Annotated in this window: 19 protein-coding genes; 4 read left to right on the top strand and 15 right to left on the bottom strand. The window is 70.4% G+C overall.

Translation table 11 applies throughout. The annotated features are described in order from the left end of the window. The 10 genes from KUM32_RS08580 to KUM32_RS08625 form a co-directional block, all read right to left on the bottom strand. Nucleotides 1-1,011, bottom strand: coding sequence for an ABC transporter permease (locus KUM32_RS08580; protein ID WP_217141199.1), 1,011 nt, complete (start codon nucleotides 1,009-1,011; stop codon nucleotides 1-3). Continuing rightward, nucleotides 1,004-1,927, bottom strand: coding sequence for an ABC transporter permease (locus KUM32_RS08585; protein WP_217141200.1), 924 nt, complete (start codon nucleotides 1,925-1,927; stop codon nucleotides 1,004-1,006). The genes KUM32_RS08580 and KUM32_RS08585 overlap by 8 nt, the downstream gene beginning before the upstream one ends. A 10-nt stretch (nucleotides 1,928-1,937) precedes the next feature. Further along, nucleotides 1,938-3,563, bottom strand: a complete 1,626-nt coding sequence (locus tag KUM32_RS08590) for an ABC transporter substrate-binding protein (protein WP_217141201.1) — start codon at nucleotides 3,561-3,563, stop codon at nucleotides 1,938-1,940. 289 nt (nucleotides 3,564-3,852) lie between these two features. Next, nucleotides 3,853-4,998 carry an ABC transporter ATP-binding protein gene (locus tag KUM32_RS08595; RefSeq protein ID WP_217141202.1) on the bottom strand — a complete coding sequence of 382 codons (1,146 nt, stop codon included), beginning with the start codon at nucleotides 4,996-4,998 and terminating at the stop codon, nucleotides 3,853-3,855. 26 nt (nucleotides 4,999-5,024) lie between these two features. Continuing rightward, the gene (locus KUM32_RS08600; protein WP_217141203.1) at nucleotides 5,025-6,086 is read right to left on the bottom strand and encodes an ABC transporter ATP-binding protein; all 1,062 of its coding nucleotides are present in this window, start codon (nucleotides 6,084-6,086) and stop codon (nucleotides 5,025-5,027) included. A gap of 10 nt (nucleotides 6,087-6,096) precedes the next feature. Next, a complete protein-coding gene (locus KUM32_RS08605) occupies nucleotides 6,097-7,074 on the bottom strand; it encodes an ABC transporter permease (RefSeq protein WP_217141204.1) in 978 nt (325 codons plus the stop codon). A 113-nt stretch (nucleotides 7,075-7,187) separates the two neighbouring features. Further along, a complete protein-coding gene (locus tag KUM32_RS08610; RefSeq protein ID WP_217141205.1) occupies nucleotides 7,188-8,984 on the bottom strand; it encodes an ABC transporter substrate-binding protein in 1,797 nt (598 codons plus the stop codon). Nucleotides 8,985-9,096: 112 nt separating this feature from the next. After that, the gene (locus tag KUM32_RS08615; protein ID WP_217141206.1) at nucleotides 9,097-10,128 is read right to left on the bottom strand and encodes an ABC transporter permease; all 1,032 of its coding nucleotides are present in this window, start codon (nucleotides 10,126-10,128) and stop codon (nucleotides 9,097-9,099) included. Between the two features lie 869 nt (nucleotides 10,129-10,997). After that, nucleotides 10,998-12,914: a translational GTPase TypA gene (gene typA / locus KUM32_RS08620; RefSeq protein ID WP_217141207.1), complete on the bottom strand. Its 1,917-nt coding sequence runs from the start codon at nucleotides 12,912-12,914 to the stop codon at nucleotides 10,998-11,000. Nucleotides 12,915-13,070: 156 nt separating this feature from the next. Continuing rightward, nucleotides 13,071-15,341, bottom strand: a complete 2,271-nt coding sequence (locus KUM32_RS08625) for an ABC transporter family substrate-binding protein (RefSeq protein WP_217141208.1) — start codon at nucleotides 15,339-15,341, stop codon at nucleotides 13,071-13,073. A gap of 335 nt (nucleotides 15,342-15,676) precedes the next feature. On the opposite strand from KUM32_RS08625, the gene KUM32_RS08630 reads away from it, so the two are divergent. Genes KUM32_RS08630 through KUM32_RS08645 form a run of 4 tightly spaced genes read left to right on the top strand, consistent with a single transcriptional unit; the run spans nucleotide 15,677 to nucleotide 19,588 of the window. Then, nucleotides 15,677-15,964: a hypothetical protein gene (locus tag KUM32_RS08630; protein WP_217141209.1), complete on the top strand. Its 288-nt coding sequence runs from the start codon at nucleotides 15,677-15,679 to the stop codon at nucleotides 15,962-15,964. A 29-nt stretch (nucleotides 15,965-15,993) separates the two neighbouring features. Continuing rightward, a complete protein-coding gene (locus KUM32_RS08635; protein WP_217141210.1) occupies nucleotides 15,994-16,830 on the top strand; it encodes a hypothetical protein in 837 nt (278 codons plus the stop codon). A 56-nt stretch (nucleotides 16,831-16,886) separates the two neighbouring features. Next, nucleotides 16,887-18,824 (top strand): fumarate reductase/succinate dehydrogenase flavoprotein subunit, encoded by a 1,938-nt coding sequence (locus KUM32_RS08640; RefSeq protein WP_217141211.1) that lies wholly within the window; start codon nucleotides 16,887-16,889, stop codon nucleotides 18,822-18,824. Further along, nucleotides 18,821-19,588: a succinate dehydrogenase/fumarate reductase iron-sulfur subunit gene (locus tag KUM32_RS08645; protein ID WP_217141212.1), complete on the top strand. Its 768-nt coding sequence runs from the start codon at nucleotides 18,821-18,823 to the stop codon at nucleotides 19,586-19,588. Before KUM32_RS08640 ends, KUM32_RS08645 begins: the two co-directional genes overlap by 4 nt. Before the next feature lie 14 nt (nucleotides 19,589-19,602). On the opposite strand, the gene KUM32_RS08650 is transcribed toward KUM32_RS08645, so the two are convergent. The 5 genes from KUM32_RS08650 to KUM32_RS08670 form a co-directional block, all read right to left on the bottom strand. After that, on the bottom strand, nucleotides 19,603-20,826 hold the full coding sequence (locus tag KUM32_RS08650) for a glycoside hydrolase family 18 protein (RefSeq protein ID WP_217141213.1): 1,224 nt from the start codon (nucleotides 20,824-20,826) through the stop codon (nucleotides 19,603-19,605). Between the two features lie 314 nt (nucleotides 20,827-21,140). After that, nucleotides 21,141-23,726 carry a SpoIIE family protein phosphatase gene (locus tag KUM32_RS08655; RefSeq protein WP_217141214.1) on the bottom strand — a complete coding sequence of 862 codons (2,586 nt, stop codon included), beginning with the start codon at nucleotides 23,724-23,726 and terminating at the stop codon, nucleotides 21,141-21,143. 290 nt (nucleotides 23,727-24,016) lie between these two features. Beyond that, nucleotides 24,017-24,424 (bottom strand): ATP-binding protein, encoded by a 408-nt coding sequence (locus tag KUM32_RS08660; RefSeq protein ID WP_374227492.1) that lies wholly within the window; start codon nucleotides 24,422-24,424, stop codon nucleotides 24,017-24,019. A 139-nt stretch (nucleotides 24,425-24,563) separates the two neighbouring features. After that, the gene (locus KUM32_RS08665; protein ID WP_217141216.1) at nucleotides 24,564-24,986 is read right to left on the bottom strand and encodes a (deoxy)nucleoside triphosphate pyrophosphohydrolase; all 423 of its coding nucleotides are present in this window, start codon (nucleotides 24,984-24,986) and stop codon (nucleotides 24,564-24,566) included. A 289-nt stretch (nucleotides 24,987-25,275) separates the two neighbouring features. Next, nucleotides 25,276-25,455 (bottom strand): SPOR domain-containing protein, encoded by a 180-nt coding sequence (locus KUM32_RS08670; protein WP_217141217.1) that lies wholly within the window; start codon nucleotides 25,453-25,455, stop codon nucleotides 25,276-25,278. Between the last annotated feature and the right edge of the window lie 341 nt (nucleotides 25,456-25,796).

The raw sequence follows: 25,796 nt of genomic DNA on the forward strand, positions 1-25,796 counted from the left end.
TCACCTCAGCTTCGGGTCGAGGGCGTCGCGCACCGCGTCGCCGAGCATGATGAACGCCAGGACGGTGATGGCCAGCGCTCCCGAGGGCCACAGCAGCGCGTGCGGGGCGTTGCGCACGTAGGGCGCGGCGGCGGAGATGTCGATGCCCCAGGAGACGCTGGGCGGTTTGAGGCCGACACCGAGGAAGGACAGGGTCGCCTCCAGGGAGATGTAGGTGCCCAGCGCGATCGTCGCCACGACGATGACGGGGGCGACGGCGTTGGGCGCGATGTGCCGCAGCAGGAGGCGGGAGTTGGAGGCGCCCAGCGCCCGGGCGGCCTGGACGTAGTCGTTCTGTTTGACGGTGATGACCGAGCCGCGGGCGATGCGGGAGATCTGCGGCCAGCCCAGCAGCACGATGAAGCCGATGACCGGCCAGAGCGTGTCGCTGGTGATGACGGACAGCAGCACCAGGCCGCCCAGCACCACCGGGATCGCGAAGAAGACGTCGGTGATCCGGGAGAGGACCGCTTCCCCGGTCCCGCCGAAGAACCCGGCGAGCCCGCCGAGCACACTGCCCAGCACCGCCACCCCGAGCGTCGCCAGCACCCCCACCGCCACCGACGTACGAGCGCCGTACACCGTGCGGGTGTAGACGTCGCAGCCCTGGCCGTTGAAGCCGAAGGGATGGCCGGACCGGGAGCCCTCCTGGGCCTTGGCCAGGTCGCACTCGAGGGGGCTGCCGGAGGCGATCAGTGACGGCCAGACGGAGATGACGACCAGGAAGCAGATCACCAGGGCGGAGACGATGAAGACCGGGTTGCGACGCAGGTCGTGCCAGGCGTCGGACCACAGGCTGCGGGGCTTGTCCTGGGGGCCGGTGCCCTCCGCGCCGTCCGTGCCCCCCGGGCCGCCCGGTGCTCCCGGGGGCTTCTCCAGCGTCACCGCCTCGCTCGCGCCGAGGTCCATCGTCCCGCCCATGCCGGTGCCGGCGATGGCGCGCTCCGGTTCGTAGGGCTGCTGGTCAGGCATAGCGGATCCTCGGGTCGAGTACGGCGTACAGGAGGTCGACGAGGAGGTTGGCGACGAGGAAGACCAGGACCAGGACGGTGACGAAGCCGACCACGGTCTGGGTGTTCTGGCGCAGGATGCCCTGGTAGAGCTGGTAGCCGACGCCGTGGATGTTGAAGATCCGCTCGGTGACGATGGCGCCGCCCATCAGGGCGCCGATGTCGGTGCCGATGAAGGTGACGACGGGGATCAGGGAGTTGCGCAGCAGGTGCCGGGTGACGACCCGGTGGCGGGGCAGGCCCTTGGCGATGGCGGTGCGGACGTAGTCGGAGCGCCGGTTCTCCGCGATGGAGGTGCGGGTCAGCCGGGTGACGTACGCCAGGGAGACCGAGGCGAGGACCAGGCCGGGGACGATCAGCTCGCCGAAGGCGGCCTCGGTGGAGACGGCCGGGTCGATCCAGCCCCACTTGACGCCGAGCAGGAGCTGGAGCAGCAGGCCCGTGACGAAGGTGGGGACGGAGATGACGACGAGGGTGAGCAGCAGGACCCCGGTGTCGACGGGTCGGCCGCGGCGCAGGCCGGTGACGACGCCGAGGACGATGCCGACGACGACCTCGAAGAGGACGGCGACGACGGTCAGCCGGACGGTGACCGGGAAGGCGGTGCCCATCAGCTCGGTGACGGGCTGGCCGTTGAAGGCGGTGCCGAAGTCGCCGGCGAAGACGTTGCCCATGTAGGTGAGGTACTGCTGCCACACGGGCTGGTCGAGACCGAACTCGTGCCGCAGCTGGGCGGCGGTGGCCGGGTCGCACTCCCGCTCGCCGCACAGGCCGGCGATGGGGTCGCCCATCACGTTGACCATCAGGAAGATCAGCAGCGTGGCCCCGACGAAGACCGGGATCATCTGGAGCAGCCGCCGGACGACGTACCGTCCCATGGCGCCCTCCTCAGCCGACCTGGATCTCGTTGTAGACCGGGACGCTGAACGGGTTGAGCTTCACGTTGGACAGCCGCTGGGAGTAGCCGGCGCTGCCGTTCTGGTACCAGAGCGGGATGGCGGCCATGTTGTCCCGGACGACCTCCTCGGCCTGCTGGAAGAGGCCGATGGCCTTGGCGGTGTCCGTCTCGGCGTTGGCCCGGTCGACGAGGTCGTCGAACTCCTTGTCGGACCACTTGCCGTCGTTGGAGGAGGCGTTGGTGTAGTAGAGCGGCTGGAGGAAGTTCTGGATGAGGGGGTAGTCCATCTGCCAGCCGGCGCGGAAGGGGCCGCTCATCTTCCTGCCGGTGATCTGGTTGCGGAAGTCGGCGAAGGTGCCGACCGGGCCGGCGACGCAGGCGCGGTCGTTGTCCAGGGCGTTGTTGATGGAGTTGCAGACCGCGTCGACCCACTGTTTGTGGGAGCCGGTGTCCGCGTTGTAGGTGATCCTGAGCTGGCCGCCGGGCAGGCCCCCGCCGTCCCTGACCAGCTTCTTCGCCTCGTCGGGCCGGTACTCGCAGGCCTCGCCGCACAGGCCCGCCCGGTAACCGCCGTCCTTGCCGAGGACGGGTGAGGTCCAGTCGGTGGCCGGGGTGCGGGTCCGCTGGAAGATCGTGTCGGTGATCTGCTCGCGGTCGATCGCCATGGACAGGCCCTTGCGGACCTTCTCGGCGCCGGGCTTGTTCCAGTCCTTGTCGTAGTACGGGAAGGCGAGGGTCTGGAGGATGCCGGCCGGGGTGTTGATGTACCGGTCGCCGAGGTCGCTCTTGACGTTCTTGAGCTGGGCGGCGGGGACGTCGTCGGCGAGGTCGAGGTTGCCCGCCATCAGGTCGGTGTAGGCCGTGTTGTTGTCGGTGTAGACCTTCAGGTCGACGCCGCCGTTGCGCGCCTTGTCCGCGCCGGGGTACCCGTCCCAGGTGCGCAGCGACATCTGGGAGCCCCGGGTGTAGTGGTCCACCCGGTACGGGCCGTTGCCGACCGGCTTCTTCAGCCAGGCGTCGTGGTCGTCGAAGAACGCCCTGGGCAGGGGTGCGAAGGCCGGGTAGCCGAGGGTGTCGGGGAACGTCGAGAACTTCTGGCTGAGCGTGACGGTGAAGGTGCGGGGGCCGGTGACCTTCAGCCCGGTCAGCGTGTCGGCGCTCTGCTTGCTCCCGTCCTCCGGGTGCACCGTGTCGTAGCCGTCGATGTAGCTGAAGAAGTAGGCGTTGCGCTGGTTGTTCCTCAGGCTCGCGCCGTAGTTCCAGGCGTCCACGAAGGACTGGGCGGTCACCTTCTCACCATTGCTGAAGGTCCAGCCGTCCTTGACGGTGACGGTGTAGTGCCGCGAGTCGGACGTCTCGATCTTCTCGGCGAGCATGTTCCGCGCCTCGCCGGTCTCGGGGTCGTACCTCTTCAGCCCCCGGAAGATCATGTCGAGGACCTTGCCGCCCTGTACCTCGTTGGTGTTGGCCGGCTCCAGCGGGTTCTGCGGGTCACCCCAGGAGGAGCTGAGCACGGCGCCGGTGTCGTCACCGCCGCCCCCGCCCCCGCAGGCACTCGCCGCGAGGGCTACCGCCGCCGCGCATGCGGCCCGTCTGGCGTGCGTGGCTGCGCGCATGGAGTGCCTCCCTGTGCCCTGGCTCGTGTGATGCCTTACCGGCCAGCTTCAGGGGGTGCGTCCGTCGGCGCACACTCGTCCGGTCCGTACGGGTCGCGGGGGTCCGCCGGACGGGTACGGACGGGAGCCGGGCGGGGGAACCTCACCGCCCCGGCGCGGCACCGCCGACCGGCCGTCCGGTCCTCGGTGGCACGGGCGTTCCCGGGCACGCGGGGCGGGAGTGGCTCCCTCCCGGGCACGCGCACGGCGGGGGCGGGAGTGTTCCTCCCGCCCCCGCCGTGCCGCCGGGTCAGCTCTTGGAAGCCGTGGCGCCGCCGTCGGCGCCCTTCTCCAGGGCCTTCAGCGCCGGGTCCATCACCACGTCCTCGGCCCTGGCCTCGATGGTGGGCTCCTCCGGGAAGTGGCACGCGGTCAGGTGCCCCGACCGGTTGCCCTCGATGCGGACCAGCGGCGGCTCCTCGGTCGCGCACTTGTCCTGCGCCTTCCAGCACCGCGTACGGAACCGGCAGCCGGACGGCGGGGAGATCGGCGAGGGGACGTCGCCCTGGAGGCGGATCCGCTCCCTCTTCTCCGCGTCGATGTCGGCGTCCGGCACCGCGGACAGCAGCGCGTGCGTGTACGGGTGACGGGGCCGGTTGTAGAGCGAGTCGCGGTCCGCGATCTCCACGACCTTGCCGAGGTACATGACGGCGATGCGCTGCGAGAAGTGCCGCACGATGGCCAGGTCGTGGGCGATGAAGACGAACGCGATCCCCATCTCCCGCTGCACCTCCTGCAGCAGGTTCACCACCTGGGCCTGGATCGACACGTCGAGCGCCGAGACCGGCTCGTCGGCGACGATCAGCTTCGGCTCCAGGGCGATGGCGCGCGCGACGCCGATGCGCTGGCGCTGACCGCCGGAGAACTCGTGCGGGAAGCGGTTGTAGTGCTCGGGGTTGAGGCCGACGATCTCCAGGAGTTCCCGGACTCGCTTCTCCCGGCCGCCGGGCGGGTTGATCCCGTTGATCTCCATCGGGCCCGAGATGATCGTGCCCACCGTCTGCCGCGGGTTCAGCGCCGTGTACGGGTCCTGGAAGATCATCTGGATCTCGGACCTGACCGGCGCCAGCTGCTTGCGGTTGGCGCGGCTGATGTCCTGCCCGCGGTACTCGATGGTGCCCTCGGTGGGCTCGTACAGCCGGGTCAGCAGCCGCCCGGTCGTCGACTTGCCGCAGCCCGACTCGCCGACGAGGCCGAGGCTCTCGCCCGGGAAGACCTCCAGGTCGACGCCGTCGACGGCCTTGACGTGACCGACGGTGCGCTTGATCGGGAAGCCGCCCTTGATCGGGAAGTGCTTCTTCAGTCCAGTGACCTTGAGGAGCGGCGCGCTGTCGCCGTCCCGCTGCTGCGGGACCGTGTCGGCGACCGCCGTGGTCGTCTTGCTCTTGTCGCTCATGGTGATGCCCCAGTCGCCGGTTTCGCTCAGCCCAGCCGGGGCTGAATCGTCTCGATGAACACCTGCTGCCGCTGCTCCACCGACAGGTGGCAGGCGGCGGCCCGGCCCTCGGGGAGCGTCGGGCGCTCGACCGGGCAGAGGCCTCCCGCGACCTTGTCGGTGAAGCCGCACCGCGGGTGGAAGGCGCATCCCGGGGGCGGGTTCAGCAGGGAGGGCGGCGATCCCGGGATCGGCACCAGCGGCTCGTCGACGTCGGAGGAGAGCCTCGGCATCGAGCCCAGCAGGCCCCAGGTGTACGGGTGCTGGGGCGACTTGAGCACCTCACGCACGGATCCGCGCTCCACGGCACGGCCCGCGTACATCACCAGGATGTCGTCGGCCATGTTGGCGACCACGCCGAGGTCGTGGGTGATCATGATGATCGCGGAGCCGAACTCCTGCTGCAGGTCCTTGAGCAGGTCGAGGATCTGCGCCTGCACCGTCACGTCGAGCGCCGTGGTCGGCTCGTCGGCGATGAGCAGGTCCGGGTCGCAGGCGAGCGCCATCGCGATCATGGCGCGCTGCCGCATGCCGCCGGAGAACTGGTGCGGGTAGTCGTCGACCCGCTTCTGCGGGTGCGGGATGCCGACCTTCTGCAGCAGGTCGATGGCGCGCACCCGGGCGTCCTTCTTGGAGGCGCCGGTGTGCTTCATGAACGGCTCGCCGATCTGCCGGCCGACCGTGTAGTACGGCGACAGCGCGGTCAGCGCGTCCTGGAAGATCATCGCCATCTTCTTGCCGCGCAGCTTCTCCAGCTGCTTCTCGCCGGCGTCGGTCAGCTCCTGGCCGTCCAGCCGGATCGAGCCGTCGATGGCGGTCTTCTTGCGGTTGTGCAGGCCGAGGACGGCCAGGTTGGTCACCGACTTGCCGGAGCCGGACTCGCCCACGATACCGAGGGTCTTGCCGCGCTCCAGGTCGAAGGAGAGCCCGTCCACCGCCTTGACGACGCCGTCCTCGCTGGAGAAGTGGACCTTGAGGTCGCGCACCGAGAGAAAGGCTTCTCCCGCGGCGGCGGAAGCGGCCTCTTCGGGCTTGGTCTGAGTGGTCACGGTGGTTCTCCTAGGACAGACGCACGCGCGGGTCGATGACGGCGTACAAGGCGTCCACGATCAGGTTGAAGAGGACGATGAGCGCGGCGCTGATCAGCATGACGCCCATCAGCATCGGCAGGTCCTTGTTGGTGACGGAGTCCAGTGCGAGCCGGCCGAGCCCGGCCAGACCGAACGTCAGCTCGGTCACCATGCCTCCCGACAGGAGCGCGGAGAGGTCGATGCCGAGGATGGTGATGATGGGGATGAGGGAGCCGCGCCAGGCGTAGCGGAAGAAGACGTAGTTGCCCGCCATGCCCTTGGCGCGGGCCGCCTTCACATGCTCTTCCTGCAGCTGTTCGATCATCGAGGAACGGCTCATGCGGGTGTAGTTGGCGGTGAAGATGGTCGCCATGACGAGCCAGGGGATCAGCAGGCCCATGAACCAGCCGCCGATGTCCTCGGAGAACGGCACGTACTTCGGCTTGTCCAGCCAGCCGGTGCTGTAGACGAAGGCGAGGAGGACCAGCGGACCGAGGAAGTAGATCTGCATGGAGCTGATGACCAGCGAGCCGGAGCTGAACGTCTTGTCCACCCAGGTACCACGGTACTTCGCGGCCAGCAGGCCGGCGCCGAGGCCGGCGACGAGGAAGACGATCAGGCTGCCCGCGGTCAGCGACAGGGTCAGCGGGAAGCGGTCGACGATCGTGTCCCAGACGTTCTGGTCGTTGGCGAAGGAGACACCGAAGCAGGGGGCGCTGCAGTGGCCGACGGCGAAGTCACGGCCGGCGAAGATGCCGACCAGGAAGTCCCAGTACTGGGTGGTGACCGGCTTGTCGAGGCCCAGGTTCTTGTGGATGATCTCCAGCGCGTCCGGAGTGCAGTTCTTGCCACAGGCCAGCAAGGCCGGGTCCTGCGGGATCGCGAAGAACATGAAGAACGTGAACGCACTGATCAACAGCAGAATCAGCGCCGCGCCGAACGTCCGGCGAATGAGGAATTGAAGCATGGCAGGCAGCTGCTCTCAGGACGGCGGCAATCGGAGGGGAGGTCTGGGAGGTGTCCGGGCCCCGGTGGTGGGCGCTCCGCCGCGCGCCCACCACCGGAGTCCCGACCTGGCGGTTACTTCTTGAGGAAGACCCGGGTGACGTCCACGTAGCTCGAGTCCGAGCTGTAGCGGATGCCGCCGACGTTCGAACCGAAGATCTGGAAGACCTTGGTGTAGTACATCGGGGCGGCCGGGTTGACCTCCTTGGAGATGTACTCGCTCAGCGCGGCCCACGCCTTGGTGGCCTCGGCGGTGTCGGTGATCTTCGAGATCCGCTTGATCTCCGAGTTGACGTGGTCGTCGTTGATGTGCGAGTAGTTCGACGCACCGTCCTGGATCTGCGTGCCGTCGTACACCGGCGGGATGACGGTGGACGCGGACGGCCAGTCCTGGCCCCAGCCCGTCATGTACAGGTCCAGGCCGTTCTTGACCTTGCCGACCTGCTCGTACCAGGTCGCGCTGTCGATCTCCTTCTTCTGGATGTCGAGACCGATCTTCTCCAGCGCGGTGGTGATCAGCACGGCCTGCTGCTGACGGACCGGCGTGTTGGCGTAGGCGTAGACGAGGCTCTTGCCCTCGAAGCCGCCTTCCTTGATCAGCTTCTTGGCGGCCTCGATGTCGCCGTTGGGCTTCTTGAGGCGGTTGAACGGGTCGAACTTGTCGCTGTAGCCGGGCGTCGTGGGCGAGGTCAGCGAGTTGGCGACCTCACCGCCGTAGGCCCCGCCGTCGGCCTTGAAGACCGAGGCCGAGGGCAGCGCCAGGGTGATGGCGTCACGGAGCTTCTTGTCCTTGACGCGGTCCATGTTGAAGTTGAGCTGCCACACGTAGGGCGCGTAGCCCTGGATCGTGCGCTTCATGGCCGCCTCGTTGCCCACGACCTTCTGCAGCTGCGTGGTGGCGACCTGACCCGTGAACATCATCGCGTTCTTGGCCTCGCCCTGGTCGGCGAGCAGGGTCTTGGTCTGGTCCTCGTCATCGTGGTTGATCGAGATGTCGAAGCCGTCCACGTACTGGTGGCGCACCGAGTCGGACTTCGGGTCCCAGTGGGTGTTCTTGACCAGCTTCATGGACTTGCCCGGCTTGAAGTCCGCGATCTTGTACGGGCCGACCGCGACCGGGGCCGTGTCGTACTTCGCCTTGGTGTCCGTCTCCACCGGGACGACGCTGTAACCCGGCATCGTCAGCATCTGCGGCAGGTCGGGCTGCGCGTCCTTGAAGTTGAAGACGATCGTCTTGTCGTCCGGCGTCGCCAGGACGTTGTCCGGCAGGTGCTTGCCCTTGTCCGGACCCGCGTAGGCGTCGCGGTAGGTGGTGCCGGCGCCCGACAGCCACTGCTGCAGGTACGTGGGACCGTCGGTGATGTACGAGGAGTACAGGCGCTCGACCGTGTTGCGGATGTCCGCCGAGTTGATCGGGTTCCCGTTCGCGTCCTTCAGGTTGTCCTTCAGGGTGTACGTCCAGGTCTTGCCGCCGTTCGACGACTTGCCCGCGTCGGTGGCGAGGTCGCCCACGACGGTCAGGTTGCCCTTGTCGTCCTCGGCGTACTGGGTCAGTCCGCGGAAGATGAGGCGGCTGAGCAGCTTGCCGTCCGACACGTAGATCTGGCCCGGGTCCAGGTGGGAGAAGTCGTCCTCCTGGTACACCGTCATGGTGCCGCCAGGCTTGGCGCCGGGGACGTCGGGGGCCGGACCGGTCGACGCCTGGGCGTCACCGATCTGCACCGGCTTCGACTGCGACTTGGCATCCTCTTTCTTCTTGCTGTCGTCCTTGGACGAGCTGCCGCTGTCGCCGCCGCAGGCGGTGAGGGTGAGAGCGCCGGCTGCGACCGCGACTATCGCGGCCGTGGCGGTGCGGTTACGGAAGATGCGCATAGGGACGAATCCACCTGCCTGTGAGTAGTGAGCACTGCTGGTACGTGGCCGGGGCCGGGATGAGCGGCACCGAACCGGCCGGGCGAGAGTGTGGGGGGATTCCCCTGGGGGCTCAGCGTCCCGTCTTGGGGTCGAAGGCGTCCCGCACCGAGTCACCGAGGAGGTTGAAGGCCACGACGAAGATCACCATGGCCACTCCGGGGAAGAGCATGTAGTACGGATCCTGCTCGATGGTGCCGGCGCCGATGGCGAACATCCGTCCCCAGTCCGGCGTGGGTTCGACGTACCCGACGCCCACGTAGGACAGGAACGCGATGCTGAGGATGGTGCTCGGCAGCGTGAGCGTCGCCTGTACCAGTGTCGGAGTGACGATGTTGGGCAGCAGTTCCTTGCGGATGATGCGCCAGGGGGAGGCGCCGGAGATGCGCGCCGCCTCGATGAACTCCCGGTCGCGCAGGGACAGCGTGGCACCGCGGACGATCCGGGACATGCTCATCCAGCCCAGGAAGGACAGCACGATGATGATCGCGGAGGCGCGCACATAGGTGGGCGTCTCCTTGTCGGGGGCGACGAACACCGTGGTGATGACGGGCATCGCGGCGACGAAGAACAGCTGGCTGGGCAGGGCCATGAAGAAGTCGGTGATCCGGCCGAGCCAGTAGTCGACCTTCCCGCCGAAGTAGCCGCCGGCCAGACCGATCAGCACGCCCACCACCGTCATGATGAGGGTCGCGACCAGCGCCGTGGCGAGCGAGGTCCGGATGCCGTACAGCAGCTGGGTGAACACGTCGCGGCCCAGGACCGGTTCGATGCCGAACCAGAACTCGCCGTCCATACCGCCGTACGGCTTGGCCGGCATCGTGAACATGTCCAGGAGGTCCGGGTTGTCCTGACCGTAGAGCGTGTACGGGTCCTTGCCGTACACCTTCGCGATCAGCGGCGCCAACGCGGCGATCAGGAAGAAGAACAGGACCACGCAGGCGGAGACCACGCCGGTCCGGTCACGCTTGAAGCGCGCCCACATCAACTGCTTGGGGCTGCGCCCTTCCAGCTTCTTCGACTCCTTGGCGTCACCCTGCGGCGCGCTCTCTTTGTCCAAGACGGAAGAGGCCTCAGCACCCTCAATCTCGATTGGACTCGTCATGATTGGCCCATTTCACAGGTTGGAGGTCGTCGGGAGTGCACAGCGGCCCGACGGCCTTCGCACGGCGTACGTCATGCGCAGCGCGCGAGGGGAACAACGACGGAGGGGCGTCACCACCCCTGGAGAACCCTGGCTCGCGGTCGGCACCTACCGACCGACGGAACGCGACGTCAAGGAAGTTCGCGACGTCGCGCCGCTACCGCGACCACCGTGATGGCACCGAACGCACCCGCGGGACCTACATCTGCCGTCGGGGACGATGCGACCCATATGGCGCTGGTGGCACCTCGCATGGGTTCCTCCTCATGAATCCGCTGGTTCACCGCAAAGAGGAGCACACGATGCTTCCCGGCCACTCGACGGTGACCGGAGGCCGTCAGGTGCCCCCGCGCTCGCGAGTCCGCGCCGTCAGCACATGACCCGTTCATCCGAGCTCTACGCGCCTAACTATCTGCCATCCTCCAGGGAACGAACCACACTCTCGAGGTCTCGGTTCGATCACAGATAGGGGCCAGATCTTTCAAAATCCGGACAAAGGGTTGGGTGAGAGATCGCAGCGAAACGGACTTGTTACACATCTAGCGGTGACTACTGTCCGTATAACGGACGCTCGCGTGACGAAAAGTGATTGCGCGTAACGTACCCGTGGTGCAGGGTGCCCAGCAGGTGTGTCTCGGCCCGTCCGCGCTCCGGGCGCGACGCTTCCGCGCAGGTTAGTGCGGTTCGGTCCACTCGACGGCGCATCACGGGAAATCGAGGGTTTTCCCTACGCCCTGCGCGGGTCCCTCACGTCGCCGTGCCGCCGTACGCGCAACGGCACCGGCCGCCACGTCGGACGTGGCGGCCGGTGCCGTTGCGGAGGGGGAGGATCAGCCGTGCTTGGCGCGGCTCGCGGCGCGGGCGCGCTCGCGGGCGTCCAGGTTCACCTTGCGGATGCGGACGGCCTCCGGGGTCACCTCGACGCACTCGTCGTCGCGGCAGAACTCCAGCGACTGCTCCAGCGAGAGCTTGCGCGGCGGGACGATCGCCTCGAACGAATCGGCCGAGGACGACCGCATGTTGGTGAGCTTCTTCTCCTTGGTGATGTTGACGTCCATGTCGTCGGCGCGGGAGTTCTCGCCGACGATCATGCCCTCGTAGACCTCGGTGCCGGGCTCCGTGAAGAGCACGCCGCGCTCCTGCAGGTTGGTCATCGCGAACGCGGTGACGGCACCGGCGCGGTCGGCGACCAGCGAGCCGTTGTTACGGGTCGTCAGGGTGCCGAACCAGGGCTCGTGGCCCTCGTGGATGGAGTGGGCGATGCCGGTGCCGCGGGTCTGGGTCAGGAACTCCGTGCGGAAGCCGATCAGACCGCGGGACGGCACGACGAACTCCATGCGGACCCAGCCGGAGCCGTGGTTGGACATGTTGTCCATCCGGCCCTTGCGCACGCCCATCAGCTGCGTGACCGCGCCCATGTGCTCCTCGGGCACGTCGATCGTCATGCGCTCGACGGGCTCGTACGTCTTGCCGTCGACCTCCTTGGTGACGACCTGGGGCTTGCCGATGGTCAGCTCGAAGCCCTCGCGGCGCATCTGCTCGACCAGGATGGCCAGCGCCAGCTCACCGCGGCCCTGCACCTCCCAGGCGTCGGGACGCTCGGTGTCCAGGACCCGCAGCGACACGTTGCCGATCAGCTCGCGGTCCAGGCGGTCCTTGACCTGGCGGGCGGTGACCTTGCGGTCCTTGACGACCGCCTTGTTGTCCGCGCCCTTGCCGGTGGCGCCACGGCCGACCAGCGGGGAGGTGTTGGTGCCGATGGTCATGGAGATCGCGGGCTCGTCGACCGTGATCAGCGGCAGCGGGACCGGGTTCTCCTGGTCGGCCAGGGTCTCGCCGATCATGATGTCCGGGATACCGGCGACGGCGCAGATGTCACCGGGGCCGGCCTTCTCGGCGGGCTTGCGGGTGAGCGCCTCGGTCATCATCAGCTCGGAGATCCGCACGTTCTGCACGGACCCGTCGCGCTTCATCCAGGCGACCGTCTGGCCCTTCTTCAGCTCGCCCTGGTGGACGCGCAGCAGGGCGATACGGCCGAGGAAGTTGTCGGCGTCCAGGTTGGTCACGTGCGCCTGGAGCGGGGCGTCCTCGTCGTAGGTCGGGGCCGGGATGTAGTCCAGGATCGTCGAGAAGAACGGCTCCAGGCTGGTGGAGTCGGACGGGACCGTGCCGTCCTCCGGCTTGGTGAGGGAGGCGACGCCGTCCCGGCCGCACGCGTAGACGATCGGGAACTCGATCTGCTCCTCGTCGGCGTCCAGGTCGAGGAAGAGGTCGTAGGTCTCGTTGACGACCTCGTCGATCCGGGCGTCCGGGCGGTCCGTCTTGTTGATGCAGAGGATGATCGGCAGCCGCTGGTTGAGCGCCTTGCGCAGCACGAAGCGGGTCTGCGGCAGCGGGCCCTCGGAGGCGTCCACGAGGAGGACGACGCCGTCGACCATCGACAGACCGCGCTCGACCTCGCCGCCGAAGTCGGCGTGGCCGGGGGTGTCGATGATGTTGATCGTGATCGGGTCCCCGCCGTCCTTCGGGTGGTACTTCACCGCGGTGTTCTTGGCGAGGATCGTGATGCCCTTCTCACGCTCCAGGTCGTTCGAGTCCATCATGCGGTCGTCGACGGAGTCGAGCTGGTGCGCGGCGAAGGCACCGGCCTGCTTGAGCATTCCGTCGACGATGGTGGTCTTGCCGTGGTCGACGTGGGCGACGATGGCGACATTGCGGATGTCGTGACGCGTTGTAGACGCAGCCATATTGAGGCGTACTCCCGGAGATGTGAGGACGGCCCTTGCGTACGTCCGTGTCACGCGGGCCTGCCGGGCGGTACGTGCCACGGCCTCACCCCATGGTACGGGGCCCCGGGGGCTGCAGCTTGCCGGGGCGGACGCGCACGGGGTGAGGACACCCGGTCACGGTGCCGTGGCCGCCGGGGGCGGCGCGCCCTGGGCGCCCTTCTTCAGGAAGCCCATGTCCTCGTAGACCGGGGTGCGGAAACCGAAGGCCCCCGCGTTGCCGAGGTTCTTCCGGGCGGCCACGAGCTGGGGGCGCTGGTAGAGGGGGAGGGAGCCGGCCGCCGCCCAGATCCGCGAGTCGGCCTTGCGGAGCAGGTCCCGGGCCTCCTCCTGGTCCAGGGTCGCCATGGCCCGGTCGAAGAGCTGGTCGACCTGGTCGGTGCCGACCCGGGTGTAGTTCTGCGCGACGTTCAGGGAGCCGTCGGCGGCCGGGACGGGCTTGGCGTAGATGGGGCGGGCGTCGGTGGCGGGGAAGGCGGTGGTGGGCCAGGAGTAGAGCGCCAGGTCGTACTCGCCGGAGGCGATGTGGTCCTTGAAGTAGCTCTCGTCGGGGACCTTGGTGATGTCGGTGCCGATGCCCAGCTTCTCCAGCATGCCCGCGATGCGGTCGGCCACGGTCCGCAGCCCCTCGGAGCCCGGCCCGGAGGGGAGCACGAAGCGCAGGGTGAGCGCCTTGCCGTCCTTGGCCAGCGGGGCCGCCGCCGAGCCGGCCGGGGCGGCGGTGCCCTTGGGGGCGTAGGCGCCCGGTGCGCCGCCCTGCGCGGTGTTCTTGCCGCCGCCGCGCTTCTCGCCGCTCTCCCGGCCGGTGTCGGCCTTGCCGTCCTCGCCGTCCGTGCCGTTCGTGCCCTCGTCGCCGTCGTCGCCGTCGTCGTTCTTGTTGTCCTCGCCGACGATGTACGTCCCGTCGTCGCCCCCGGAGCTCCGCTCGGCCTTGCCGTCCTCGCCCTTCTCGGCGCCGGCCGCCTTCTCGCCGTCCCCGGTCTCCTTCACCGGCCCGCCCGGCACCCACCCGGCGTCCGCGAGGAGGGCCCGGGCCTCCTTGGCGTTCTGGTCGCCGAGTGCGCCGCTGCCGTCGGCGTACGCGGCCTGGCCGGACAGCGCGACGTGGCTGCCGACCGGCTCGGCGGGCAGGCCCAGCGGCCCGAGCACCGCCTCGGCCAGCTTCCCGCGGTCCAGGGCGCGGGCCACGGCCCGGCGGACGCGCTCGTCGGCGAGGGGGCCGTCGGCGCCGTTGAGGGCGAGCTGGGTGTAGGCGGGCTCCAGCGACTTGCGGACCTCGAAGCCGCTCAGGGCCTTCTGCCGGCGTTCGAACCGCGCCAGGTCCTCGCGCCGCTTCTCGCGGGCGAGGACCTCCTCCTCGGCCGCCTCCTCGTCGGAGCCGTGGGCGACCGCCCAGGAGCGCAACGCCTGAGCGGCGGACCTGCCCTGCGGGCCCGCGAGCGGCGAGCCCTCCGCGGCCGGGGTGCGGTCCGGGCCCATGAGCGGGGTGCCGGTCCCGGCGTCCCGGGGGCCGGCGGCCACGGTGACCTGCTCGGCGGTGTCCGCGCCGATCTCGGCCAGGTCGAGCCGGCCGGCGGCCAGCTCGGAGATCCGCTCGTCGCGCGGGACGGCGCGCAGCACGATCTGCTCCAGCTTGACCGGCTCCCCCCACCAGCGGGGATTGCCGGTGAGGAGCACCTCGTCGGCCTTGGTGTCGACCTTCTTGACGGTGAAGGGGCCGGCGGTGGCCTTCAGCGTGCGCCGCGCGCCGTCGTTGAAGGCGTCCGGGGTGCCCATGACGCCCTTGGGGTACAGCGGTGTGAACAGCGACTGCCAGTCGGCGTAGGTCCGGCTGAAGGTGACCTTGACCTCCAGGTCGTTGGCGCCGCGCTCGATCTTCTCGATGCGGTCGTAGCCGGCGTTGCGCGCGGTCCAGTAGGCGCTGTCCTTGCCGGACAGGGCGCGCCACTGGGCGGCGAAGTCCGCGGCGCCGATCTCCCGGCCGTCGCTCCAGACGGCCTGCTGGTTGAGCCTGTACACGACGACCTGTTTGGGCTCGGTCTCGACGACCTTCGCCGACTCCAGGTAGTCGGGGTTGCGCACCGGACGGCCCCTCTCGTCCATCCGGTACATCGAGGGCAGCACGGCCTGCGCGACGCGGGCCGTGGTGGCGTCGGCGTCCGACTGGAAGGTGTTCAGCGTCTCCGGCACGGAGTCCACGGCCCAGCGCAGGGTGCCGCCGTCCGCGATGCGGGCGCGGTCCGCGGCGGCGATGTCCGGCCCGGCGAGCGGCTTGCCGGACGGGTCCTCGGAGGTGCAGCCGGTCAGCGCGGGGACCATGAGCACACCCGCGGAGAGGAAGGCGACCGCGCGCATGACCGCGCGCGGTCCGACGCCGACGTGGGACATCTCTGCTACCTCCGGAAGGCCGCGAGCGGGGTGATCGATATGACGGTATGCGCGGTATATAACGACATGTGCGCTATGTAGCATTGATCATTTGTATCCGGACGGGGATGCGGCCACTGAAGAGGAAACGGTTCGGCGACGCAGGGAGACACGACGATGACGGTGCGCAAGCCCACCCGAGCGGCGCAACGCCACCCGCGATGCGCCGACACGCCCCGGCCAATCGGTGCACGTCCCTTCCCAGCGGCCGGTGTGACGCGCGACACTCTCAGGCGCATGAACGTCGCCATCCAAGGCCGGCCCCGGGCCGTGTCCGACGGAAGTGAGGTCACGTCATGTCCGTGCACGACGACCTGACAGCGATCCAGCGCAGCCTCGACGACCTGGCCCGGTCGGTGGGCCGCCTGGAACGGCGGCTCGGCAGCGGCGCCCTGGACGTCCGGCGGGTCCGCACCGACGCCGACCACCTGCGCGAGAGCCTCGCGCTGCTGCGGGCGGCGGCCGCACCGGACGCGCCCAGCCGTCCGGACCTCGTCCCGATCCCCGACACGCCGTACGACGGCTCCCTGTGGACGGACTCGGACGACGAGGGCCTCGGCGCCCGCGACCGCCGCGCCCCCTGAACCCCGACCCGACCGACCGGAGTCGCCCAGTGGCCACTGGAACGCAGCCTCCAGCCGCCGAACCCCGGCCCCGGGGCGGCGGCGTCCACTCCCCGACGCGCGCCGCCATCCGGGCCCCGCACCTGCGCACCGACCGCTGGTGGCTCGCCCCGGCCGCCACCGCCGCGGGACTGCTCGCCTTCGTCGTCTACTCCACCTGGCGGGCCTTCGCGAACGCCGACTACTACGCGGCCCCCTACGTCTCGCCGTTCTACTCGCCCTGCCTGGCGGAGAACTGCGAGCCGATGCGCGGCGGGCCGAACTGGGATCTGTTCGGCACGTGGTGGGGCGTCTCCCCGGCGATCATCATCCTGATCTTCCCACTCGGCTTCCGCCTGACCTGCTACTACTACCGCAAGGCCTACTACCGGGGTTTCTGGGCGTCCCCGCCGGCCTGCGCGGTCGCCGAGCCGCACCGGAAGTACACCGGCGAGACCCGCTTCCCGCTCCTCCTGCAGAACGTCCACCGGTACTTCTTCTACGCGGCGCTCCCCGTCGCGGGCATCCTCACCTACGACACCGCGCTCGCCTTCCGCGACGAGCACTACGCCTGGGGCCACATGGGCCTGGGCACCCTGGTGTTCCTGGCCAACATCGTGCTGATCTGGGCGTACACCCTCTCCTGCCACTCCTGCCGGCACATCGTCGGCGGCAAGCTCAAGCACTTCTCCCGGCACCCCGTGCGCTACCGGATGTGGCAGCTGGTCAGCGGGCTCAACGCCCGGCACATGCAACTGGCCTGGGCGTCGCTGGTGAGCGTGGCACTCGCCGACTTCTACGTGTACCTCGTCGCGTCCGGTGCCTTCGCCGATCCGCGCTTCTTCTGACGACGAGTCCCGATGTGACCTGATGAGTGATGAGACCTGATGAGTGAGGCCTTCTGATGTCCGTGGTCGACCGGCAGGAATGGGACGTCGTCGTGGTGGGCGCGGGCGGCGCCGGGCTGCGCGCCGCCATCGAGGCGCGCGAGCGGGGCGCCCGTACGGCCGTGATCTGCAAGTCGCTGTTCGGCAAGGCGCACACCGTGATGGCCGAGGGCGGCATCGCCGCGGCCATGGGCAACGTCAACTCCGGCGACAACTGGCAGGTCCACTTCCGTGACACCCTGCGCGGCGGCAAGTTCCTCAACCAGTGGCGGATGGCCGAGCTGCACGCCCAGGAGGCCCCGCAGCGGGTGTGGGAGCTGGAGACCTGGGGCGCGCTGTTCGACCGCACGGAGGACGGCCGGATCTCGCAGCGCAACTTCGGCGGCCACGAGTACCCGCGCCTCGCCCATGTCGGCGACCGCACGGGTCTGGAGCTGATCCGCACGCTCCAGCAGAAGATCGTCTCGCTCCAGCAGGAGGACCACCGCGAGACGGGGGACTACGAGTCCCGGCTGAGGGTGTTCCAGGAGTGCACGGTCACGCGCGTGCTCAAGGACGGTGCGCAGGTCTCCGGCGTCTTCGGCTACGAGCGCGAGACCGGCCGCTTCCTCGTGCTGGAGGCGCCCTCGGTGGTGATCGCCACCGGCGGCATCGGCAAGTCCTTCAAGGTGACGTCGAACTCGTGGGAGTACACCGGCGACGGCCACGCGCTGGCGCTGCTGGCCGGGGCGCCCCTGCTGAACATGGAGTTCGTGCAGTTCCACCCGACGGGCATGGTCTGGCCGCCGTCGGTGAAGGGCATCCTGGTCACGGAGTCGGTGCGCGGCGACGGCGGGGTGCTGCGGAACTCCGAGGGCGAGCGGTTCATGTTCGGCTACGTCCCCGACGTCTTCAAGGACAAGTACGCGGTGACCGAGGAGGAGGCCGACCGCTGGTACGACGACCCGGACCACAACCGGCGTCCGCCCGAACTCCTCCCCCGGGACGAGGTCGCGCGCGCGATCAACACCGAGGTGAAGGAGGGGCGGGGTTCCCCGCACGGCGGGGTCTTCCTCGACGTGTCGACCCGGATGCCGGCCGAGGTGATCCAGCGCCGGCTGCCCTCCATGTACCACCAGTTCAAGGAGCTGGCCGACGTCGACATCACGGCGGAGCCGATGGAGGTCGGGCCCACCTGCCACTACGTGATGGGCGGCATCGCCGTCGACTCCGACACGGCCGCCGCGCGCGGGGTGCCCGGCCTGTACGCGGCCGGTGAGGTGGCCGGCGGCATGCACGGCTCCAACCGCCTCGGCGGGAACTCCCTGTCCGACCTGCTGGTGTTCGGGCGCCGGGCAGGGTGGCACGCGGCGGAGTACGCGGCGGGGCGGGCCGGCGGGGCGCGGCCCCGGGTGGACGACGCGGAGGTCGACGCCGCCGCCGCGGAGGCGCTGCGGCCGTTCTCCACCGAGGCGCGGCAGCCCGAGGACGGCCCGCCGGAGAACCCGTACACCCTCCACCAGGAACTCCAGCAGACGATGCACGACCTGGTCGGCATCATCCGCCGCGAGCCGGAGATGAAACAGGCCCTGGAGAAGCTGGCGGAGCTGCGGGCGCGCGCCCGCCGGGCCGGTGTCGAGGGGCACCGGCAGTTCAACCCCGGCTGGCACCTCGCCCTGGACCTGCGCAACATGCTGCTGGTCAGCGAGTGCGTGGCGCGGGCCGCACTGGAGCGCACCGAGTCGCGCGGCGGGCACACCCGCGAGGACCATCCGTCGATGGACCGCCGGTGGCGCCAGGTCAACCTGCTCTGCTCGCTGGCCGACCCGACGGACGGCCTGGCGGCGACGGACCCGGCACGCGGCCGGATCACCGTGGAACGCACGGCCGGCGAGCCCGTCCGCCCCGACCTGCTCGCCCTCTTCGAGAAGGAAGAGCTGGTCAAGTACCTCACCGAAGAGGAGCTGTCCCGATGAGCGGTTACGAGGCCCGCTTCGAGGTGTGGCGGGGCGACGTGGAGGGCGGCGGCCTGGAGGACTTCAGGGTCGAGGTGAACGACGGCGAGGTGGTCCTCGACATCATCCACCGCCTCCAGGCCACCCAGGCCCCCGACCTCGCCGTGCGCTGGAACTGCAAGGCGGGCAAGTGCGGTTCGTGCTCGGCGGAGGTCAACGGGCGCCCGCGGCTGCTGTGCATGACCCGCATGTCCGTCTTCTCCCCCGAGGAGACGATCACCGTGACGCCCCTGCGCGCCTTCCCGGTCGTCCGCGACCTGGTGACGGACGTCGGCTTCAACTACGCCAAGGCGCGCGAGGTCCCGGCGTTCGTCCCGCCCGCCGACCTCGGGCCCGGTGAGTACCGGATGACGCAGGAGGACGTGGACCGCTCGCAGGAGTTCCGCAAGTGCATCGAGTGCTTCCTGTGCCAGGACACCTGCCATGTCGTCCGTGACCACGAGGAGAACAAGCCGGCCTTCGCGGGCCCGCGCTTCCTCATGCGCGTCGCCGAACTGGACATGCACCCGCTGGACGCCGCCGACGCCACCGGCCTGGACCGGGGACGCACGGCCCAGGACGAACACGGCCTCGGCTACTGCAACATCACCAAGTGCTGCACGGAGGTCTGCCCCGAGGGCATCAGGATCACGGACAACGCCCTGATCCCCCTGAAGGAACGGGCCGTCGACCGCAAGTACGACCCGCTGGTGTGGCTCGGGTCGAAGATCAGGCGCCGCTCCTGACGGCGCGTGGCCCGCTAGCGCACCCAGCCCTCCCGGTACGCCGTCCAGTCCTCCTCCGTCGCAGCGAAGTCGATGTACGCGGCGACGCCGAAACGGGCGCGGTCGGCGTCCGTGCGGGACAGGCCCAGGCGGACACCGCGGACGGCGGCGGCGACGGTCTCGGCGTGGTTCCAGTGGCCGAAGCGGTTCTCGTGGTAGAAGGGCAGGCCCATCAGCAGGTGGGTGGTGGGCGGCGTGACCTCCAGGGCGAGGGAGGTCTGCTGGGCGACGTAGCCGCCGTACAGGCTCTCCAGGGGCTGCATGGTGTCGTACGACATCACGGCGATCTGGTCGACGCGGCGCGCGACCTGGCCGAAGAACTTCTGGGACCACCACTTGGGGTGCCCGGTGACCGTGCCCCAGAAGGAGTGGAAGCCCGGGAGCGGGTCGATCTGGTGGGCGGCGACGGAGAGCTGCGCGTCCCGGGCCCGGGTGACAGCGCGTACGTCGTCCAGGAGGGAGAGGTAGTCGCGGTCGCCCGAGTGCAGCGGCTCCAGGTCGAGGTGGACGCCGTCGTAGCCCACGTCCAGCACCTGGCGGGCCGAGTCGACGACGGCGGCGCGGGTGGTGGCCTTCGCCAGGCGCATGCCGTCGGGGCTCTCGGTGGCGAGGACGTCACCGAGGAAGGCCTGGACGCGGACGCCGGGCATCTCCCGGTGCACGGCGTCGGTCAGCCGGCGGGCCCGCGGGTACCGCGACTTCGGCAGGGTGCCGTCGTGCTCCATCGGGCCGGTGTGGACGTACAGGTCGCGGATGCCGGTGGTCTTCAGGCGGCGGGCCAGCGCGGTGAGGTCCGCGTCGCCCTTGCGGCCGTCGACCCAGGCGTGGCCGAGCCAGATCGCGTCGCGGTTCCTGGTGTACGTGCCGTCGGCGGGGTCGCCGGTGTAGTTGATGCGCAGGGCCGCCTCGGCGGTGAGGAGGGGGAGGAGCAGGGCCAGGAGGACGGCCAGGGCGACGCGGCGTGCGCGGCGGAACCGTTTTCTCCTCTTCGCGTTCCCCACCGCGCCGTCCGTACGGCTCGCGCCGTCCGTACGGCTCGCGTCGTCGGGTGCGGCCGGATCCTGCGGAGCGCCCCCGTCGCCGGGGGCGGCCGGCTCGGGGGTCTGCGGCTCCGGGGTCTGCGGCTCGGAGGACTGCGGCTCCGGGGTCTCCGGCTCGGGGGTCTGCGGCTCGGTGGTCTTCGGCTCCGTGTGCTCCACGGCGTTCCCCTCCCTGTGGCCCTGTGGCCCTGTGGCCCGGCCCGTGGCCCTGTGGCCCGTCCCCGGTCGCGGTGGCCCGCTCGCGCTCTTAGGCTCCGCGTGTGAGGCCATGCGTCAGCCGGAGCCGGCCGTGGCCGGTGTTTCCGACGAGGACGACTCGAACCGGTGTTCCAGTTGCGGTCGGGGGTGCGACGCCGTGATGTCCGCCGACCTGGTGCCGCCCCTGGCCGCGGCCGGGGCGGCGTTGCTGCTGGCCGGGTACGGCCATGTGCGCCGCACCCGGCGCACCCGGACCCGTACGACACCGGGACGCGTCAGAAGAGGCTCATCAAAGCCTCGGCCGGGTCCGTCAACCGGGTGTCACCGCCCGGCAGGGGCAGTTCGAACCAGACCGTCTTGCCGCGCGGCGTACGGCGTGAGCCCCAGGCCGCGCTGAGCAGGCCGACGAGTTGCAGGCCACGGCCGCCCTCGTCGGTGTCGCGGGCACGGCGTCGGCGGGGCTGGACCAGGCCGGAGTCCCAGACCTCGCAGACCAGGGTGCGGTCGAGGAGGAGGCGGAGCCTGATCTCACCCTCGCCGTACCGCAGGGCGTTGGTGACCAGCTCGCTGACCAGCAGCTCCGTCGTGTCGACCAGCGGTTCCATGTCCCAGCTGAGCAGTTGCGCGCGGGCGTACTCGCGGGCCCGGCCGACGCTGCGCGGCTCGCGCGGCAGGGTCCAGTCGCCGACGGACTCGGCGGGCAGGCCCTGGACACGGGCCATCAGCAGGGCGATGTCGTCCTCGCCGTGGTGGCTGCCGAGGGTGTCGAGGACCTGGTCGCAGACGTCCTCCAGGGGGCGCGTGGGGTCGGTGAGCGCCCCCACGAAGGCCTGGAGGCCCTCGTCGAGGGGGTGGTCGCGGCTCTCGACCAGGCCGTCCGTGTAGAGCGCGAGCAGGGAGCCTTCGGGCAGTTCGACCTCCACCTCCTCGAAGGGCTCCCCGCCGACGCCGAGCGGCAGGCCCGGCGGCACGTCCAGCATCAGCGCGGACTCGCCGGGCTCGACCAGGACGGGCGGCAGGTGGCCCGCGTTGGCGAAGGTGCAGCGCCTGGTCACCGAGTCGTAGACGGCGTAGACGCAGGTCGCCAGGTACACCTCGGACAGGTCGGCTTCGCGGGGGCGGCGGGCGGCGCGGGTCGCCTGCTGGACGCCTCCCGGGGCGCCGAGACCGCGTGCAATTTCGTCCAACTGGGCGAGCACCTCGGCCGGTTCGAGGTCGAGCTGGGCCAGGGTGCGGACGGCGGTGCGCAGTTCGCCCATCGCGACCGCGGCGCGCAGACCGCGCCCCATGACGTCGCCGACGACCAACGCGGTGCGGTGACCGGGGAGTTCGATGACGTCGAACCAGTCGCCGCCGACCTCGCTGGGCCGGCCGGTGGCCGCACTGCCGGGCAGGTAGCGGCAGGCGATGTCGAGCCCGGAGGCCTCGGGGTCGCCGGGCGGGAGCAGGGAGCGTTGCAGTATCAGCGCGCGTTCGTGTTCGCGCCGGTAGAGGCGGGCGTTGTCGATGCAGACCGCGGCGCGCGCGGCCAGCTCCACGGCGAGGTCGCGGTCGCGGTCCCCGAACGGCTCGCTGCCCTTGGTGCGGGCGAACTGGGCGAGTCCGACGACCGTGTCGTGGGCGACCATCGGCACGGCGAGCGTGGACTGTACGAGACCGCCCTCCTCGGCGGGGACGGTGCGCGGGCGGGCCGTGCGCAGGGCGTCCGCGCAGGGCGAGTTGAACGGGTAGTGGTGGACGGCGCCGAGCCGGACCCGCTCGCCGGTGCCGTGGAACGGCACCTCGGAGACGGCGCTGGAGAACGCGACGCGGCGCAGCTCCGCGCCGCCGTCGGCGAGGCCGGGCGGGGTCTCGTCGCCCACCAGCAGCCCCTGGTAGAGGTCGACGGTGGCCAGGTCGCAGAAGCCGGGGACGACGACGCCGAGGAGTTCGCGGGCGGTGGTCTCCAGGTCGAGGGAGTTGCCGATGCGGGCGCCGGCCTCGTTGAGCAGGGCCAGGTTGCGCCGGGCCGCGGCGGCCTCACGGGCGGCGGCGCGGCGTGCGGTGATGTCGGTGCCGAGCCAGGCGACGCCGATGGGGCGGCCGGAACCGCTGTGGACGCGGTAGAGGTTGACGGACCAGTGGCGGCGCTCGCCGGAACCCGGCACGAAGCCCGTGACGTGCATGTCGGTGATGGAGTCACCGGTCTCCAGCACCCGGCGCAGGGTCGCGGAGACCCGGTCGGCCTCGGCGCGGGACAGATAGTCGTGGACGCCCTTGCCACGGTGGTCGTCGGGCGTGCCGCCGAAGACGGAGGCGAACCGCTGGTTGGCGCGGCGCACCCGGAGGTCGGGGTCGATCAGCACGAAGCCGAACGGGGACTGGCCGAATATGGCCTGCGAGGCGGCGAGGTCGGTCTCGATGCTGCGCAGCACGCGGACGTCGACGACGATGCAGACGGCGGCCTTCTCCCCGTCCTCCGTGCGTGTCGGCATGACGTACACCTCGGCGAGCCCGCGCGGTCCGCGTCCGTGCCGCCCGCTCCCGGTGCCGCGGTCCGGGGCCCGGAAGGGGACCACACCGGTCCACTCCCGCCCGTCGAGGATCTCGGCCATCTTGCGCTGGCCCCGTTCCCTCAGGTCGGGGTCGATGAAGGTCTCGATGGGGTCGGTGCCCACGGCCTGATCGGCGGGAATACCGAGCAGTTGCTCCGCGCGCAGGCTCCACTGGTCGACGAGGCCGTCGGGGCCGATGGAGAAGGACGCGACCTTGATGTAGTCGTAGATGGAGCCGGGCGGGCTGCTCTGCCACACCGCGTCACCGAGCGGCCCGCCGTCCGGCGGACCCTCGGACTCCGTGGCCCTCGCTGGTATCTCGCTCACGCGAACCGTCCCCTCCAGCTCACCGCGTCCGGCACCGGTCACCGGGGGCGGCTGCCCGCAGTATCCAGCACCACGGCGCCGCACAACACGGTGTTCACGATCACAGCACGGTCCCGATGGTTTTCGGTCCGGACCGTGACAACACTTCCAGTCTTCTAACCAGCGGACACGGCATCGAATCACGTAGTTCGACAACTGCCACTGGCGTGAACCGATTGGTTGACGGGGCCGGGCCGGACGCAGGGAGATCTCGGCACGGTGAGACGGCGTTCCGCCAGGGTAATGCACCGTCATTCCGGCAAGGCGAGTTCGAACCACACCGTCTTGCCCGTCCCTCCGGGCCGGGTCCCCCAGCGGCGTGCGGAGGAGGCGACCAGCTGCAGCCCCCGGCCCCCCTCGTCGCCGGGGCGCGCGACGCGCGCGCGGGGCGGGTCGGGGAGCGGGTCGGAGACCTCCACGAGCAGGACGCCGGCCGGCCCGGCGGGGCGGCGCAGGCGGACGCCGATGGGGCCGGTGGCGTGCCGCAGGGCGTTGGTGACCAGTTCGCTGACCAGCAGGGCCGTGATGTCACCGACCCTGTCGAGATCCCACCCGTGCAGCTTGCCGCGGACGAGGGAGCGGGCGCTTCCCACGGCGGCCGGCGCCGCGGGGAAGACCCACTCGGCGCAGTCGCCGTCGCTGTCGCTCACGCCGATCACTTCCCGGTCGGCACTCCTCACCCATGTCCGGTTTCATGGGATTAGTCGACTAATGTGCTCATACCCGGTATCGGGGTGCCGGTACCGCCCGGGGCGCACGGTGGTGACGACGGGGTACGCGGCGCTCACGCCGGTCGGTTCACGCGCCCCGGGCACCGGCCGGTCCGAGCCCCAGATGCGCGAGCACCCGTTCCACGGCCGGCACGTCCTGGTCGAGCCACGGAACGTCCCAGACCTCGGACGGGGTGAGCCAGCGCAGCGCGTCGTGGTCCTCGAGGGGTTCGGGGGCGGCGGAGCCGGGAAGCAGACGCGCGGTCCACACGTGCAGGACGAACGGGGACCTCAGGGGCCACCACCCCGGCACCCGCTCGCCGGTTTCGGCGGTCACGCCGAGTTCCTCCCGCAGTTCCCGCACGAGGGCCGCCTCCGGCGTCTCGCCCACCTCGACCTTGCCGCCGGGCAACTCCCATCGCCCGGCCAGCTCGGCCGGTGCGCTGCGCCGCGCGGCGAGCAGCCGCCCGCCGTCGACCAGGGCGGCGCCCACCACGATCCGTTCCGTCATGCGCCGGAGCATAGGGCCCGCCGGCCGGCGCGGGCGCGGGGCCGCGTCCAGGCGGGCCGCACGGGCGCCCGGACCCGAGGCGACCCGAGGCCGGTCCGCCCGAGCCCGCACAACCGCCAGGGCCGCCGCCGGGACGGGCGGGCCCCCGGCCAGGCCGTCGCGGTCCATGTGCCCAGCCCGGTCCGGTCACCGCGGACCGGAGACCCGGACCAGGCCGGACCGCCGGCCCCCGTGCACCGGACGGCTCAGCCACCGCGGGACGCCGACCGGGACAGACCGGGGCCCGGGGTCAGTCCGTCGGTCCCGGGAGTTTCTCGACCCAGTAGAGCTGCTTGTGGCCGCGACCGTCGAGGGTGTCCGCGATCCTCTGGGCCTCGGCCCGGGTCGCGTACCTGCCCACGCGGTAGCGATTGCCGTTGTCGTCCTGCCGGAAGACCAGCCAGGGAAGAGTGACCGTGCCGTCGTTCATCGCGCCCCTCCACTTCCCGTCCACAGCCCGCGCCGCGCCCCGCCCGATAACGAAACCGCAATCCGCATATGCCCGACCCTACGCCTAACCTTCACGCAGCGAATACGGCTTTACACAAAGAGGTACGCAACCAGCCAGAACGCAGGGGGCGCACGATGCGAAACGCGCCGTCCATACGCCCACCCGCCTCCGACTGGAGGCACTCCGGGGACGGCAACGGCGACCTGCGGGAACGACCGGATTCCGGCGCGGCGCGGACGACGGCACAGGGAGCAAACACCCGTGCGAGCGCGAGGAAGGGGGCGCGAGAGGCGCACGGGAGGCGTGCGCCATCTCACACC

The sequence above is a fragment of the Streptomyces sp. AC627_RSS907 genome, assembly GCF_019049165.1.